Source organism: Streptomyces catenulae (genome assembly GCF_000718015.1).
GTDB classification, from domain to species: domain Bacteria; phylum Actinomycetota; class Actinomycetes; order Streptomycetales; family Streptomycetaceae; genus Streptomyces; species Streptomyces catenulae.
Genome location: NZ_JODY01000046.1, coordinates 24180 through 40094, shown reverse-complemented (window position 1 = coordinate 40094; position 15915 = coordinate 24180). Strand labels below are relative to the sequence as shown.

The 15915-nt window shown below is 70.1% G+C and carries 12 protein-coding genes and 1 pseudogene; 7 read left to right on the top strand and 6 right to left on the bottom strand.

Annotated features, from left to right (window positions below):
* Positions 1-97: 97 nt before the first annotated feature.
* Positions 98-1612: an alpha/beta hydrolase family protein gene (locus tag IF23_RS0128775; protein WP_245655146.1), complete on the bottom strand. Its 1515-nt coding sequence runs from the start codon at positions 1610-1612 to the stop codon at positions 98-100.
* 330 nt (positions 1613-1942) lie between these two features.
* Here IF23_RS0128775 and IF23_RS35695 point away from each other — a divergent pair, with 330 nt between their 5' ends.
* Complete coding sequence (locus IF23_RS35695; RefSeq protein ID WP_030288833.1) at positions 1943-3613, top strand: glycosyl hydrolase family 28-related protein; 1671 nt, start codon at positions 1943-1945, stop codon at positions 3611-3613.
* 51 nt (positions 3614-3664) lie between these two features.
* Here the strand turns inward: IF23_RS35695 and IF23_RS33215 are convergent.
* Positions 3665-4834: pseudogene (locus tag IF23_RS33215) on the bottom strand (MDR family MFS transporter); the annotation flags it as partial.
* A 402-nt stretch (positions 4835-5236) separates the two neighbouring features.
* Here IF23_RS33215 and IF23_RS0128760 point away from each other — a divergent pair.
* Positions 5237-5998: a phosphoglyceromutase gene (locus tag IF23_RS0128760; protein ID WP_030288829.1), complete on the top strand. Its 762-nt coding sequence runs from the start codon at positions 5237-5239 to the stop codon at positions 5996-5998.
* A gap of 193 nt (positions 5999-6191) precedes the next feature.
* Here IF23_RS0128760 and IF23_RS33210 read toward each other — a convergent pair whose 3' ends face one another.
* From IF23_RS33210 to phoU, 3 genes are all read right to left on the bottom strand, one after another.
* On the bottom strand, positions 6192-7982 hold the full coding sequence (locus IF23_RS33210) for a GmrSD restriction endonuclease domain-containing protein (RefSeq protein ID WP_078654331.1): 1791 nt from the start codon (positions 7980-7982) through the stop codon (positions 6192-6194).
* Positions 7983-8527: 545 nt separating this feature from the next.
* Positions 8528-8686 carry a hypothetical protein gene (locus tag IF23_RS34240; protein WP_157848096.1) on the bottom strand — a complete coding sequence of 53 codons (159 nt, stop codon included), beginning with the start codon at positions 8684-8686 and terminating at the stop codon, positions 8528-8530.
* A gap of 178 nt (positions 8687-8864) precedes the next feature.
* A complete protein-coding gene (phoU, locus tag IF23_RS0128745) occupies positions 8865-9542 on the bottom strand; it encodes a phosphate signaling complex protein PhoU (protein ID WP_030288826.1) in 678 nt (225 codons plus the stop codon).
* Positions 9543-10164: 622 nt separating this feature from the next.
* On the opposite strand from phoU, the gene phoR reads away from it, so the two are divergent.
* Both phoR and phoP read left to right on the top strand, forming a co-directional pair.
* The gene (gene phoR / locus IF23_RS0128740; protein WP_030288824.1) at positions 10165-11490 is read left to right on the top strand and encodes a two-component system sensor histidine kinase PhoR; all 1326 of its coding nucleotides are present in this window, start codon (positions 10165-10167) and stop codon (positions 11488-11490) included.
* A 5-nt stretch (positions 11491-11495) separates the two neighbouring features.
* On the top strand, positions 11496-12167 hold the full coding sequence (gene phoP, locus IF23_RS0128735) for a two-component system response regulator PhoP (RefSeq protein WP_467605373.1): 672 nt from the start codon (positions 11496-11498) through the stop codon (positions 12165-12167).
* A 96-nt stretch (positions 12168-12263) separates the two neighbouring features.
* Here the strand turns inward: phoP and IF23_RS0128730 are convergent, their stop codons facing one another.
* Positions 12264-12938 carry a copper chaperone PCu(A)C domain-containing protein gene (locus IF23_RS0128730; protein ID WP_030288820.1) on the bottom strand — a complete coding sequence of 225 codons (675 nt, stop codon included), beginning with the start codon at positions 12936-12938 and terminating at the stop codon, positions 12264-12266.
* 701 nt (positions 12939-13639) lie between these two features.
* On the opposite strand from IF23_RS0128730, the gene IF23_RS0128725 reads away from it, so the two are divergent.
* From IF23_RS0128725 to ispF, 3 genes are all read left to right on the top strand, one after another.
* Positions 13640-14122: a CarD family transcriptional regulator gene (locus tag IF23_RS0128725; RefSeq protein ID WP_003953493.1), complete on the top strand. Its 483-nt coding sequence runs from the start codon at positions 13640-13642 to the stop codon at positions 14120-14122.
* 365 nt (positions 14123-14487) lie between these two features.
* Entirely contained in the window at positions 14488-15231 is a 744-nt protein-coding gene (ispD, locus tag IF23_RS0128720; RefSeq protein WP_030288819.1) for a 2-C-methyl-D-erythritol 4-phosphate cytidylyltransferase, read from the top strand.
* Entirely contained in the window at positions 15218-15751 is a 534-nt protein-coding gene (gene ispF, locus IF23_RS0128715; protein WP_425423893.1) for a 2-C-methyl-D-erythritol 2,4-cyclodiphosphate synthase, read from the top strand. Before ispD ends, ispF begins: the two co-directional genes overlap by 14 nt.
* Positions 15752-15915: the final 164 nt, after the last annotated feature.

Genomic DNA, 15915 nt, shown 5'->3' with positions numbered 1-15915 from the left:
CGGAGATGTGTATAAGAGACAGCCACCCACCCCACCCCTCCTCGGCCACGCGCCCCACGCCGGACGCCCCACACCGCAACCGGCCCCGGCGCACTCCCTACGGCACGAACCGCATCTCCGGATACCGCGTCGAATCGCCGTCCAGGAGTCCGCCGTCGTCGCGTCCGCGCAGCCATCGTTCGAAGAACGCCGAGACGTACGCCTTCTCCGCGGCCACCGCGCGCCGGGGCGGGACCGTGCCGATCAGTGCCGTGATGTCGTCCTGCGGCAGCTTCAGTGATCGCGCGATCTGCGGGATCAGTGACTGCCCGTCGGTATAACTCGCATGCCGGCTCCCCTTCAGCATGAACCCCCGCAGCGGGCCCGAGCTGTGTGCCCAGGTGGCGCCCCACGAGGCGACGGTGTGACGGTTGTCCCCGTCCATTCCCAGAAGGAGCAACGGGCGGTTCACGCCGTCCGTTCCCACGCGGGACGGATTCCTCGGATCGTCATCCTTCTGGGTGTATCCCATCACCCCGTCCATGTTCACCGCGGCCTTCACCCGCGGATCGTCGTGCAGCGCCAGGGCCGCGGTGAACCCGCCCGCGGACTGCCCGAACGCCCCCACCGCGCCGAGGTCCAGCGCCCCGCGCAGCCCGTCCGGCAGGGCGCGCGCGGCGTCGGGGCGCCCCAACGCGTCCAGTACGGACCGGAGATCGTCGGCGCGGACGTCCGAGACCTTCCGCAGCAGCTCCGGCACCCGGTTCTCCTTCTGCGCGCGGGCCAGTTCCGCGGGCAGGAGGCTGCGCACCACCCGGCCGCCGGGGAACTCCACGGCGGGCGCCTCGTAGGTGTGGTCGACGCTCACCACCACATAGCCGCGGGAGGCCAGTTCGTCGCAGAGGGTGCTGCCGAGGGCCCGCGGGTCGAAGGCGCCGGGGGAGTACAGCAGCACCGGCAGCCGCCCGTGGTGCGGGGCGGGCGGGGCGCCCTCGTGGGCGTGGGTCGCGGTGGCCGCCCAGTCGACCTTGCCCGCGGGTACGTGCGGCGTAAAGGTGTTCAGCTCGTCGAATCCGGCCGCCTCGCCCGGGAGCATCTGCGGGGCCCGTGGGAAGAGCCGGGCACCGGCGCGCGCCGGGTAGCGGACGCTGACCATCAGCTCCCGGGACCGCCCGGCCATCCAGGGGTCGGGCCGCCGCCGGTCGGTGACCGGGAAGGTGGTGATGCCCACCGGGTGGGCGCCGGTCGGCGCGGGCAGCCGCATCCGCACCGGTCCGGGCGCGGCATCCGGCCGCGTGCCCCAGGGGGCGTCGGCCCGCACCGTGCCCCCGGGGGTACCCGGCGCCGCCGGTCCGGTGTTCCCCGTGAGGAGGCGTAAGGACCCGGTGTCCGGGGTGCGGGCCCGGGCGCCGACCGGTGGCGCGTCGCGGTCGGCCGTCCCGGTCGCCCCCACGGGCTTCATCGAGCCCGTCGAATGCACCGTGGTCACCGGCCGGTCGGCCCCGCCGGGCCCGCGGTGTCCGCCGCCCGGCCCGCCGGTGCCGACGGCCACCCCCACGATCAGACTGGCCGTCATGACCGCGGCGGCCACCGTCGCCGCCCGCCGGATCACCTGCTGCTCGGTCGTATCCATCCGTCCCGTCTCCCTCCGCCTCGGTGTACGGCGTGCCCGAAGAGCGTTCCCGGCGCCCCGTGCCGCCCCGGCCCGGCGCCGGGCCCCCGTACGCACTCCACCGGTGACCGCGGCGGTGCCGCGGACCCGTGGTCAGCATCGTGGACCCGCCGGGCCGGGCGCGAGGGGGCTGACACCCGTATCGCGGGCGTGGCCACCCCGACAGCGCGCCCACGGACCCGAACGCCAGGGTGCGTCGGCCCCCTTCCGTCCGTCCATGACCCGTGGGATCCTCACGCCGTCAGCAACCTGAACACCGATCACATACGTATACGTGGGAGGGCGGGACGCATGGCGACCACGAGACGAGGGCTGCTCGGCGGCGCGATCGGCGCCGCCGCGGCGGCGGCCCTGCCACCCGGCACCGTGCCCGCCGCACCCCCGGGCGCGGCGGGCCGCCCGGCCGCCCTCTGGCGGGAGTTCACCCGCAACCCCTTCACCCACCCGCAGATCCCCTACGTGGGCCGCGCCGGATACCGCGGCGGCGCCGCCCTTCCCCGGCGTCCCGTAGTGGCCGACGCCGTCCGGGACTACGGCGTCCGCCCCGACGGCTCCGCGGACGCCGCCCCGGCCCTCAACCGCGCGCTGCGGGACGCCGGGCGGCGCGGCGGCGGCACCGTCCACCTCCCGCCGGGCACCTACCGCATCGACTCCCTCCTCCGCATCGGCCACGACGGCGTCGTCCTGCGCGGCGCGGGCAGCGGCCGCACCACGGTGCACGCCACCCGCAGCCTCACCGACCTCCTCGGTCCGTACGGCAGCCGCTACGGCGGCGACAAATCCAGCTGGTCCTGGGCGGGCGGCCTCATCTGGCTCTGCCCGCAGGCCCGTTGGGAGTCGCTGACGGACGCGATCAGGGCGCGGGACTGGCCGTTCGAGGGGTGGACCGGCAACCGCCGCGACGCCTGGCGCACCCTCACCACCGTCCGCCCCGCCCGCCGCGGCGACCGCACCCTCACCGTCGCCGACACCTCCGCCCTGCACCCCGGCGCCCGCGTCCTGCTCCAGCTCTCCGACGACGCCGACCACACCCTGCTGCGCCACATGAGCGGCGACATCCCGGGCGCGGCCACCTACTCCTGGGACGACAAGACCAAGCTCACCTCGTACGTCCCCTACGAGTGGCCCTGCCGGGTCACCGCCGTCGACCCCCGACACCGCCGCATCACCCTCGACCGCCCGCTGCCGCTCGACGCCCGCCCCGCCTTCCGGCCCCGCCTCACCACCCACATCACGCCGCTGACCGGCGCCGGGGTCGAGGCGCTCACCCTGGAGATGACCGAGACGCCGCAGTCCCCGCACCTCCTCGACAAGGGCTACAACGGCGTCGCGCTCCAGTGCGCCTGGGACTGCTGGGTCGACGACGTCCACGTCCGCCACGCCGACAACGGCTTCCTGCTCGTCGCCGCCAAGGCGTGCACCCTGCGCCGCACCCGCGTCTCCGGGCGCGGCAGCCACCACCCGTACTGCTGCCGCGAGGGCTCGCACGACAACCTCGTCGAGGACTTCACCCTCGACCGCCGCACCGTCCCGGCGCCACCCGGCACCCAACTGCACGGCATCAACGTCGAGGGGCTGTCCAGCCACAACGTCTGGTCACGGGGCCGGATGGCGATGGGCACCTTCGACACCCACCGCGGACTGCCGTTCGGCAACGTCCGTACGGACATCACCGTCACCAACGACGGGGCGCACGGCGGCGACGGCAGCGCCGGACCGCTCTACGGCGCCCGCTTCACCCACTGGAACATCACCGTCACCAACCACCGGGCCGGCTGCGTACGGCTCGACGACATCGCCCCCTGCAGCGCGACCGTCGCGATCAGCGAGGTCCGCCCGTTCGGCCAGATCGACACCCCCGACTTCACCGGACCCCTGCGCACCCGCACCGAGCGGTACGGCCACCCGGGCGCGGTCCTCCCGCCCAACCTTTACGACGCGCAGCGTGCGCTGCGGCTGTGAGACGCCGGTGCCGGGCAGGCGGCGCAGCAGCAGCGCGTAGCCGACCGCCGCGCCGGTACCGACGACGGCGCAGCCCGCCCACAGGACCCGCGGCCCGTAGTGGTCGATGACGGTGCCGCCGACCAGCGGCGCGGTGAGCGAGGCGACCGACCACGACAGGGAGTACATGCCCTGGTAGCGACCGCGCCCGTGGGTGGGCGAGAGGCGGACCACCAGGCCCATCTGGGTGGGGGAGTTGATGATCTCGCCGAGCGTCCAGACGGCGACCGTCACCGCGTACACCGCGACCGAACCGCCGACCGCGGTGAGCCCGAAGCCGTACCCGGCCAGCAGCGCGGAGCCGATCAGCAGCGCGGCGGGGCTGCGGTGCTCGATGAAGCGGGTGACCGGTATCTGGAGCAGCACGATCAGCGCGCCGTTGACCGCGATGACCAGCCCGAAGTCGCCGCTGCCGAACCCGTCGCGGCCCATCGACACCGGCAGCGACACATACGCCTGCTGGAAGAGGAGGGCGAGGAGGAGGTTGAGCCCGACGACCGTCATGAAGCGGCCGTCGCGCGCCACCGTCAGCATCGACACCCGCGCGGGCGCCTCCCCCGTCCCGGCGCCCGCCTCCGCCATCCGCGGACGGGACTCCGGCAGCTTGCGGTACACCACCAGCGCGCAGACCAGGACGAGCGCCGCCTCGCCGAGGAAGAGCAGCAGATAGCCGTGCTCGGCGATCAGTCCGGCAGCCGTCGAGGAGACGGCGAAGCCGATGTTGATCGCCCAGTAGTTGAGCGCGAAGGCGCGGGTGCGGTCCTCGGGCGCGACGATGTCCGCCATCATCGCCTGCACGGCGGGCCGCGAGGCGCTGGAGGCGGCGCCGACCGCGCCCGCCAGCACCGCGATCGCCACCGGATGCGTCATGAACCCGAGCGTCGCCACCGACCCGGCGGTCGCCAGCTGCGACAGCAGCATCGTCGGTCGCCGCCCGACCCGGTCCGTCAACACCCCCGACCCGATGGACCCGACCACCCCGCCGAGCCCGTAGAGCGCGCCGACCAGCCCCGCGTACGAGGCGGAGTAGCCGCGCTCGACGGTCAGATAGAGGGCGAGGAAGGTGGCGACGAACCCGCCGAGGCGGTTGATCAGGGTGCTGGTCCACAGCCACCAGAACGGTGCCGGAAGACCGGAGAAACTCGCGGGCAGCGCCCTGGCGAACCGCGAAGCTGCGGGCATGTCTGTCTCCCCCGACGTGGAACGGACGACGGCGGCGCCGCGCACGGCATCCGACCGGACCGGCGGCGCCCCCACCGGGCGCCGCCACCGTCCGGAAAACTACTGAGCGTTCCGACGCCACGGCCAACGAATTGACGGGAACCGTCAAACGTTCCGGGGGCGGGCGCCACCGGCCGTGCGCCCCCGGCGCACGCGGCCCGCCCCGGGCACCCCGGACCGGCGGAAGCCCCGGCCACCCGGGGGCGCCCGCACCCGGCCCCGCGCCCCGCCGCCCGTACCCGCCACGGCCGCCCGCCCCCTCGCCCACCTGCGGCTTCGGCCCGGCGGTGGCCCGGGGCGCCGCTCCCCGCCCGGCCCGGCCTCGGGGCGTTCCCCCGACGGGCGTCGATTAGGCTCGAAGACATGGCCGACGCACCGTACAAGCTGATCCTGCTCCGCCACGGCGAGAGCGAGTGGAACGCGAAGAACCTGTTCACCGGCTGGGTGGACGTCAACCTCAACGAGAAGGGCGAGAAGGAGGCGGTCCGCGGCGGAGAGCTGCTCAAGGACGCCGGTCTGCTCCCCGACGTCGTGCACACCTCCCTCCAGAAGCGCGCCATCCGCACCGCGCAGCTGGCCCTGGAGTCCGCCGACCGCCACTGGATCCCCGTCCACCGCAGCTGGCGCCTGAACGAGCGCCACTACGGCGCCCTCCAGGGCAAGGACAAGGCGCAGACCCTCGCCGAGTTCGGCGAGGAGCAGTTCATGAAGTGGCGCCGCTCGTACGACACCCCGCCGCCGGCCCTCGCCCGCGACGCCGAGTACTCCCAGTTCGACGACGCGCGCTACGCCGCCCTCCCGCCGGAGCTGCGCCCGCGGACCGAGTGCCTCAAGGACGTCGTCGTCCGGATGCTCCCGTACTGGTTCGACGGCATCGTCCCCGACCTGCTGAGCGGGAAGACGGTCCTGGTCGCGGCCCACGGCAACAGCCTCCGCGCGCTGGTCAAGCACCTCGACGGCATCTCCGACGCCGACATCGCGGGCCTCAACATCCCCACCGGCATCCCCCTCTCCTACGAGCTGGACGCCGACTTCAAGCCCGTCACCCCGGGCGGCACCTACCTCGACCCGGAGGCCGCCAAGGCCGCCATCGAAGCGGTGAAGAACCAGGGGAAGAAGAAGTAATTCTCCGTACAGAGGGCTCCTGTCAGCGCTTCTTGCTGGCAGGAGCCCTCTGTACGGAAAAGGTTTCCCCTGTACGTAAAATTAGGCTAATTCTCCGCTTCGCCTAACCCTGGTACGGATAAATCGTCCGCCCGCCGAAGGATTTTGCAACCAGTGCAGGAAATGCGTGATCTGGGCAGTTTCTAGGGAATTCCTAAGAGAAGTGCAGTGTCATGTGACTGAGGAAGTCGTCTGCGGTCATCTCCCGAGTGGAGCTTCCGATCCTCACAAAGAATCGCCCGTCGTAGGTGATCGGCTTACCGACAGACTTAGGCTTCATCTCCCACAGCAGCAATTCATCGTAGTAGACTGGCCTGAAAGTATGGGCCAAGCTGTTTGCGAATTCCTTCGATAGTTTGGAGGTCTGAATCTTCTCCTGCCACCTCCGCCACCAGCTGTCGATGTCGTACCCGAGGTGGTTAATCTGCTCAAGGGTTCCGACGGCAAGATGGCTGTGGATTGCCAAAGGCTTGACGTTGAAGATTTGCTCAATTCGATTGGCTGCAGATGGCTTATCTGCAATGCCGATCAAAATGAGTCCTTCTGCGCTCTTCCCTTGATTGGCCATTCCGACGGCGGTCTGCATTATCTGTTCGAAGAGTTCGGCATCCTCTACAGGGGGACTTGAGAGGACGCAGAATCCCTGCTTCAGTTCGATCAAAGGCTCTTCTGTTACCGGCCCCTGTAGAAGTGATTCCACATACATGCGCGAGTTGAGTTGAGTAGCGGCTCGCTGGAGATCTGGCTTGTAGAATGCCTTCTTAAGATTCTTCTTCACGCTTGGGTACAGAGATTTCTTCTTCTCTCGCCCCCAGGAACTGCCGCCTGTGGGAATGGAAAGACCCTTGCGCCCCCAAAAATCGTCCAGTACCGTGCGGACGGCATCGTGGGATTTTGGCACCATGCCGTCTTCAAAGGTCAGTGAATATAGTGCTGCGAAAACTGCCTGGAACTGCCGCTGGGTACCCTTCTCGTAGGTTTCCAGCTTAACCATGTGGCGTCCCAGCGACCCATGACCGCTCATCACGTCATTGATCAGGCCGACGACGGATAGGATCCGTTGGTGTAGTTCCTCTACCCCGACTTTGTCGATCGCCGCATTCACATCCTCGGGCGAGGCGGTGCGGATTCTCCGCTGGATTCCGTAAGCCACATCGCGGTTCTGCCACCCACTTGTGGGCCATGGCCGGATGACGGCATCTAGCACGAGATCGAGGACCATCTCTTCATCGCCTGAAGATCTGATGTCCTCCTGCGCCACAATGTCATGTCGAACCCAGAACATGTCTTCCAGGGAGAGCCCGTAATCAAGTCCACGGCGAGAGATGGAAAGTTTGTCCATAGCGTTCAGGATGACGGATTCGGAAAATGTTCCGTCACCGCGAATCGATGCACTCGAACGCCTGACGACATCGGCGAGAGACCCTAGAACGCCAGCCTGTCGAATTTCTTGAAGGCTTAGCCTCCTGCCTCCGCTATTGATGCGTCGAAAAACTTCATCGATAGATGATGCGGAAGCATCTCGGTAGATCGAAACAGGGATCTGGTAATTGGCGATCGCCAGGGATTCGGAGCGGGAGAGTTTATCTTCTCCCTGGGTGATCTCAGATGCATCGAGGCGGGCCTTTGTGTCGCCGATGGTGTCGAGATCGAAATACTTTCCGTTGTAGGAGAACTTGTTCTCCATGAAGGAGAAGAAGGCGTCCAGACGCTGCAGTCCGTCGATGATTTCATAAGTCTCGACCCCTCCCCTCTTGCGCTGCGCCAGAAGGATCAAAGGAATGGGGAGCTCATCGATTACGGAATCGATGAGCTTCACTTTCTCTTCAACGCTCCATACGAGCTTACGTTGATATCGACGGTTGACGGCCAACCTCTTGTTGACGTAGAGGTTGTAAAGGGTCTGAAGGTTTTGCCCCTGTACGGAAAGCTCGGAACTCTGCACGGCTGAACTCTATGGTTCACCGTAGTCTTTGTGCAATGGGCTTGACGTAATAAACCCATCGGTCGTTTTCTGTGGCTGGTGGCCGGTAGGGGCCCAGAGATCCCAGCCGATGCTCGTGCTTTATGGCCGGACGTGGAACTTCCTGTATGGCGAGCCCGCTGGAGGGCCCCTTGTCGCTCATCGATCTGAAGGTATCTGCTGCGCGCTGCAGGCGCCGCCCTGGCTATCGCTGTCGGCTGCCCATCGACGGCTAGGCGCCAACGCTTTAAGGGCGGTGTGGCTCTCCGGACGTACGGTGGTAAAATTCGGAATCTTGGCTGCCGCTCGTCTGCACCCGCGATACCTCTTTCCTTTCTGCGGCTGGCACTCTACTGCCAGCACATAGCGAGGGACGGAGGGTGGCCGCCCTTCCCGCCCTTTCGCTGGACGGCGCCACCTGGACCGCGGAGCCTCACAGGAGCCTCACCGCAGGACCCCAGCACGAAGCCCCGCACACCCGAAGGCGTACGGGGCCGGTCGTGCCTCGAAGGGCGGCCGCCCGAGGGTCAGCCGCAGGATCCGCCGCACTGGCAGGGCGCGCCGCCCTGGCAGCCGCAGCTGCACCCGGCGCCGCAGCCGCATGCGCCGAGCAGCGGCAGGCGCGGCCGTTCGCCGGGGACCTGCTCGGTGCGGGCCGTCGTCTCGTGGTTCTCCGTGCGTGCCATGACATGCCTCCTCTGGATCACCTGCCGCCATTCCAAGCCCGCGCACCGCGGCGCGTCAACGGCGCGCGGAGGCACACGGCCCCGGCGCACGCCACCGGCACCCGGCCCCGGCGGACCGGCGCCCGCGCACGCCGCCGACCGCTTCCGGGCCCGTCCGCGTCCGCCGCACCCGGCCGGATCAGGCGCCCTCGACGCCCGTCGGCGGGGCGATCTCGTCGGCGTGCTCACCGGTCACCAGATAGACGACCCGCTTCGCCACCGAGACCGCGTGGTCGGCGAACCGCTCGTAGTAGCGGCCCAGCAGCGTCACATCGACGGCCGTCTCGATGCCGTGCTTCCAGCGGTCGTCCATCAGGTGCTGGAAGAGCGCCCGGTGCAGCCGGTCCATCGCGTCGTCGTCCTGCTCCAGCTGGAGCGCCAGATCGACGTCCTTGGTGATGATGACCTCGCCCGCCTTCGCCATCAGGCGCTGCGCCAGCTGGCCCATCTCCAGGATGGTGGCGTGCAGGTCACGCGGGACGGCCGTCTCCGGGAAGCGCAGCCGGGCCAGCTTCGCGACGTGCTGGGCGAGGTCGCCGGAGCGCTCCAGGTCGGCGCTCATCCGCAGCGAGGTGACGACGATCCGCAGATCGGTGGCGACCGGCTGCTGCCGCGCCAGGAGGGTTATCGCCCGGGCCTCCAGATCGCGCTGGAGGTCGTCGACCTTCTCGTCGGCGGCGATCACGCTCTCGGCCAGCTTGAGGTCCGCGTCCAGGATCGCCGTGGTGGCGCGCCCGATCGCGGAGCCGACGAGCCGAGCCATCTCGACCAGGCCCTCGCCGATCGAATCCAGCTCCTCGTGGTACGCGTCCCGCATCTGTGACCTTCTCTCGCATCGACTGGTGACGTGGGCGAACGGGGGCGCGGACGGTGCGCACACACGTTCCGCTCCCACGCTCCCACGGACGGTGTGCGGACGGACCGGACTCCGCGAAGAGCCCACCGGCCGCCCGGGGCCCGGGGAAGGGGGCCCCGGGCGGACCCGGAGCAAGTCCGGACACCGGATCCGGCACGGACACCGGAAGTGCTGCCTCCGGCGGACTGCCCCGGCACCACGGCCGTGCGCCGCCGCGGGACCGCTGCGCGCCCGCATCCGCACGGCTCACAGTGCGCGGGCATCACGAAGAGCGGTGCCACCGGGGGTGAAGCGGGGACGGCCTCAAGGTGAACTCTGGGCGACGCGGCCACGGCCGGAGCGGACGCCCGGATCCCCCTCCGAGCAGCGGCGTACGCCTGTGACGTGCCCCTTCCGGGGGAGCGTCCGAGGACCGTCCGGGGCGCCCGACGGTGTCTGAATGGCCGGGAAGCGCCCCGAACGGCCGATTCGCGACCGCCGGAATGAACCACTCCTGACGCCACGGTGAACTCTGGGCGACGGGTGTTCGAGCAGACACCCGGACGGCTGGGGAAGTGTCGGACCTGCCGCATAACCTGGAGTCATGAACGTGGACGCGGCCTTCGCCGCAGTGGCAGCTGTCGCCGGTCTGGGGACCGGCGTCTTCGCCATGCTGGCGTTCCGCTGGAGCGAGCGGGACCAGGTCAAGCCCACCCGCACCTCCCTGCACACCGACGCGGTCCTGCCGCCCGGCGTCGACACCGTGCTCTCCGTCCTCCGCTCCTCCGCCGTCGTGCTCGACGAGTCCGACGCCGTCGTCAAGGCCAGCTCCGCCGCGTACGCGCTCGGGCTGGTCCGCGGCGGGAAGCTCGCCGTCGAACCGATGATGCAGATGACCCGCGACACCCGCCGCGACGGCGAGATACGCCAGGTCGAGCTGGATCTGCCACGCCGCGGCACCGGCCGCGGCGACACCCTCGCGGTCTCCGCCCGCGTCGCCCCGCTCGGCTCCCGGCTGGTGCTCCTCCTCGTCGAGGACCTCACCGAGGCGCGCCGCATCGAGGCGGTCCGCCGGGACTTCGTCGCCAACGTCAGCCATGAGCTGAAGACCCCGGTCGGCGCGCTCTCCCTGCTCTCCGAGGCGGTGATGGACGCCAGCGACGACCCCGAGGCCGTCACCCGCTTCGCCGGCCGGATGCAGAACGAGGCCACCCGCCTCACCAACCTCGTCCAGGAGCTGATCGACCTCTCCCGGGTGCAGAACGACGACCCGCTGGAGGACGCCGAGCCGGTGGCGGTCAAGGAACTCGTCGCCGAGGCGATGGACCGCTGCCGCCAACCGGCCGGTACGAAGCAGATCACCATGGCCTCCAACATGGGCGTGCCCTCCGGCGCCACCGCGGAGAGCGAGACCGGACGGCGCCCGCTGCCCGTCCCCGACCTGCACATCTGGGGCAACCGCGGTCAGCTCGCCGCCGCCCTCGGCAACCTCGTCGAGAACGCCGTCAACTACTCCCCGGCGCACACCCGCGTCGGCATCGCCGCCCGCCGGGTGTCCGCGCCCGGCGGCGACCTGATCGAGATCGCCGTGACCGACCAGGGCATCGGCATCTCCGAGAAGGACCGGGACCGCATCTTCGAGCGGTTCTACCGCGTGGACCCGGCGCGCTCGCGCGCCACCGGCGGGACCGGCCTCGGCCTCGCCATCGTCAAACACGTGGCCGCCTCCCACGGCGGAGAGGTCACCGTGTGGAGCGCTGAGGGACAGGGCTCCACCTTCACCCTGCGTCTCCCGGAAGCCGGTGCCGTACGCGACCGCGAACGCCCCGACGACCGCACCGCTGCGGAGGGCCTCGACGACGAGGACCGTCCGTACGAGACCTTCAACGATCCACTTCCTGCTCACCCCGCCCCGGAGGTCCTTCCGTGACCCGAGTGCTCGTCGTCGAGGACGAGGAATCGTTCAGCGACGCACTGTCGTACATGCTCCGCAAGGAGGGCTTCGAGGTCGCCATCGCGGCGACGGGCCCCGACGGCCTGGACGAGTTCGAGCGCAACGGCGCCGATCTGGTCCTGCTCGACCTGATGCTGCCGGGCCTGCCCGGCACCGAGGTCTGCCGCCAGCTGCGGGGCCGCTCCAACGTCCCGGTCATCATGGTGACCGCCAAGGACAGCGAGATCGACAAGGTCGTCGGCCTGGAAATAGGAGCCGACGACTACGTCACCAAGCCGTTCTCCTCGCGCGAGCTGGTCGCCCGGATCCGCGCGGTGCTGCGCCGCCGCGGCGAGCCGGAGGAGGTCACCCCGCAGGCCCTGGAGGCCGGTCCGGTCCGGATGGACGTCGACCGGCACGTCGTGACCGTCGGCGGCGGCAAGGTCGACCTGCCCCTCAAGGAGTTCGACCTCCTGGAGATGCTGCTGCGCAACGCCGGCCGGGTGCTGACCCGTATGCAGCTGATCGACCGCGTCTGGGGCGCCGACTACGTGGGCGACACCAAGACGCTGGACGTCCACGTCAAGCGGCTCCGGGCCAAGATCGAACCGGACCCGGGCGCCCCGCGCTACCTCGTCACCGTCCGCGGACTGGGCTACAAGTTCGAGCCGTGACCGGACCGGCCGCCCTCCGGGGCGGCCCCGTACAACGCCACTGGGGCGCCCCTCCGGATCGGAGGAGCGCCCCAGCGGCGTTGTACGGGCGGCGGCTCAGTGGCCGGAGTGCGCCTCGTCGTGACCGGCGGGCGCACCGGGCTGACCCGACTCGGTGGGCTTGCCGGACTCCGACGGCTTCCCCGACTCCGAGGGCTTGCCGCTCTCGGAGGGCTGGCCGGTCCCGGTCGGCGTGGTGCCGGGCTGCGGGACGACCTCGGGACCGAAGTCCTTGAAGTAACCGTGCGCGGGGACGACCAGCGCCGGGATCTGGACCTTGCCGGTGCGGCTGAAGGAGAAGGTGACCGGCTGCGCGTTACCGTCCTGCGCGGCCTCCCGGCCGTTGGCCAGGACCGCCGAGGCGTTGCCCTTGCCACCGAGCACCAGGTAACCACCGGCGGGCACGGTGAGGGGGCCCTTGGCGGCGCCCTTCGCCGGGCTCAGCTCGGCGCTCTGGCCGGTGCCGGGCAGGGAGATGGAGTCGAGCTTCTGGTCCTTGACGCCGTTGTTGAACACCGTCGCGGTGATCACGGCCGGGCCCTTGGCCTTCAGGTCGGGCTGGGTGACGACGTTGGCGTTCTGGACCTTGATGTCACCGACGGAGGTCTCGGCGTTGTCCGGCTTGATCTCCAGCGTCTGGGCGTCGTTCCCCGCGCTGCACGCGGAGAGCGAGGCGATGGAGAGCGTGAGGACGGTGGCGGCGAGGACGCCGCGTCGAAGGCTGCGGCTCACGGCGGCGGCATCTCCTTGGACGAGCTTCGGCGGCCGAACGGCGTCCGGTCGCGGATGGACGGCTGGGCGGCGCAGCGTACGCGTCATGATCGACGGGTGCGTAAAGCCGCCCTAAGGGTGTGTCAGCGCCGCTAGGTTACCGAGCCGCCTTCGCGCCGCCGCACCCGACCCGCCCCCAGAGCGATCACGGGCCACCCCGACCCTCCGGAGCCACCCCCTCCACATGTGTCTTCCACGGGGTGCGACGGCGGGTGGTTTGTGACGGGAATATGCACGGAGAGCGAGTTACCGAGGTCGGGCGGCCGGAATCCGTGCCGTTCCCCGACGAAAGAAGTATTCGCCGGGAAAACCGTCCGACCACAGAATTGATCACCGGGTCCGCACACCCGAAGGTGATCAATTCCAGAAACCCGTCCGAGAGATCGACAGAGTCCGAACGGAGTAGCGGAAGTCGCTCATACGGATCGGTACAAAGTGGACCTTTCGCCCTGTCGGGCGGGTGCTTCCGGGCTCGTCGCGGGCACGTTTCCCTTCACCGGAGAAACACCTCTCACCTGCGGATACCTGCATTCCGCCCCCCTGTGCAGCACGACGCGGCCGCTGTTGTCAAGCCCCGAGATATGCCCTGACCTGCGAAAACGCCATTCAGAACGGTCCGTTCCCGTGTTAGCATGGATAGCCACGGAAGGGGTACCTGTCACATGACGTTCAAGGTTGGCGACACCGTGGTCTATCCCCATCACGGGGCCGCGCTGATCGAGGCCATCGAAACTCGCCAGATCAAAGGCGTGGACAAGACCTACTTGGTGCTGAAGGTCGCCCAGGGCGATCTTACGGTTCGCGTACCGGCGGACAATGCGGAGTTCGTCGGTGTGCGCGATGTGGTCGGCCAGGACGGGCTGGACCGGGTCTTCGAGGTGCTGCGTGCACCGTACGCCGAAGAGCCGACGAACTGGTCCCGTCGTTACAAGGCGAATCTTGAGAAGCTCGCCTCCGGTGACGTGATCAAGGTCGCCGAAGTGGTGCGCGATCTCTGGCGCCGGGAGCGTGAGCGCGGACTGTCCGCCGGTGAGAAGCGCATGCTCGCCAAGGCACGCCAGATCCTGGTGAGCGAGCTCGCCCTCGCGGAGAACACCAACGAAGACAAGGCCGAGGCCCTGCTCGACGAGGTCCTCGCGTCCTGACGACGCGCAGACCGCGCCGTAGCGCTCCGTGCGACGTCACGGACGGACCGGCGTGGTGAGCGGCGCGCACGACGCGCCGCAGCAGTGAGCACGCAGTGATGCCGCGGTGCCCGATGACGATCCCCTCCGGGAGGATCTGTTGCCGGGCGCTGCGGCATATCTGCGCCCCGCGCGGCCGATCCCGGGACGGCTGACGCCTGCCGGACGGCGAAGTGGTGTGCCGGGCTCGGACAACAGCCTCGACCACTGTCACGGAAGGGGCGGTTGAGGCGTGGCGCCCGGCACGGTGAGGCCATACCCACGTCGGCCGCGACAACAAACCTGTCTGCCCCAATTCCGGGAACCCCCGGACTCCGGAGCCCTCGATGCCAGATCCCTCCCGCCCGATCCGTACCGCCGCGGTGATCCCCGCGGCCGGTCGCGGTGTCCGTCTCGGACCCGGTGCCCCCAAGGCGCTACGGACCCTCGGCGGCACTCCGATGCTGGTCCACGCGGTCCGCGCGATGGCCGCGTCCCGCGCCGTCTCCCTCGTCGTCGTGGTCGCCCCGCCGGACGGCGCGCCCGAGGTGCGCGCCCTCCTCGACGAGCACTCCTTCGGCCGCGCCGAACTGCTGGTGGTGCCCGGCGGCGAGACCCGCCAGGAGTCGGTGCGCCGCGGGCTCGACGCGCTCCCCGACGACGTCGACGTGGTCCTCGTGCACGACGCCGCGCGACCGCTGGTGCCCGTCGACACCGTCGACGCGGTGATCGCCGCGGTCCGCTCCGGAGCCCCGGCGGTCGTCCCGGCGCTGCCGCTCGCCGACACCGTCAAGCGGGTCGAACCGCGCCCCAAGGGTGAGGCGGAGCCGGTGACCGGCACCCCGGAGCGGGCGCTGCTGCGCGCCGTGCAGACGCCGCAGGGCTTCGACCGGGAGACCCTGCTCAAGGCGCACGACACGGTCGTCGAGGGCGAGGGCGCCACCGACGACGCGGGTCTGGTGGAACGGCTCGGGGCGCCGGTCGTCGTCGTCCCCGGCCATGAGGAAGCGTTCAAGGTGACCCGGCCGCTGGACCTCGTCCTGGCCGAGGCCGTACTCGCCCGTAGGAGGGCCACTGATGGGTATGTCTGAGCCGGTCGAGCGGTCCGGGGCGGAGGGCGTCGTCGGGGTGCCCGGGATGCCGCTCGTCGGGATCGGCACCGACGTCCACGCCTTCGAGCGGGGGCGGGAGCTGTGGTGCGCCGGGCTGCTGTGGGAGGGCGCCGAGTACGGTCTCGCCGGGCACAGCGACGGTGACGTGGCCGCGCACGCCGCCTGTGACGCGCTGTTCTCCGCCGCCGGGGTCGGCGACCTCGGCGCGCACTTCGGCACCGACCGCCCCGAGTGGTCCGGTGCCTCCGGTGTGACCCTGCTCGCCGAGGCGGCGCGCATCGTACGGGCCGAAGGGTTCGCCATCGGCAACGTCTCCGTGCAGGTCATCGGCGTACGGCCGAAGGTCGGCAAGCGGCGGGACGAGGCGCAGCGGGCGCTGTCCGCCGCCGTCGGGGCGCCGGTCTCGGTCTCCGGCACGACCTCGGACGGTCTCGGTCTCACCGGCCGTGCGGAGGGGCTCGCGGCGGTGGCGACCGCGCTGGTGGTCCGTACGGCGTGAACCCGTAGGGGAGGTGCCGGAGGCGGCCCGCCGGTCGGGGCGGGCGGCCCCTACGGGGAGCCCCGGCATCTCCCTGAGAACGGCGGGAAGAGCGGTGGGCGGTGGAGATGTGGGGGAAGCTACGGAGTGTTCACCGCCGGACCGAGTTTCAGGAAGGCCCTCCC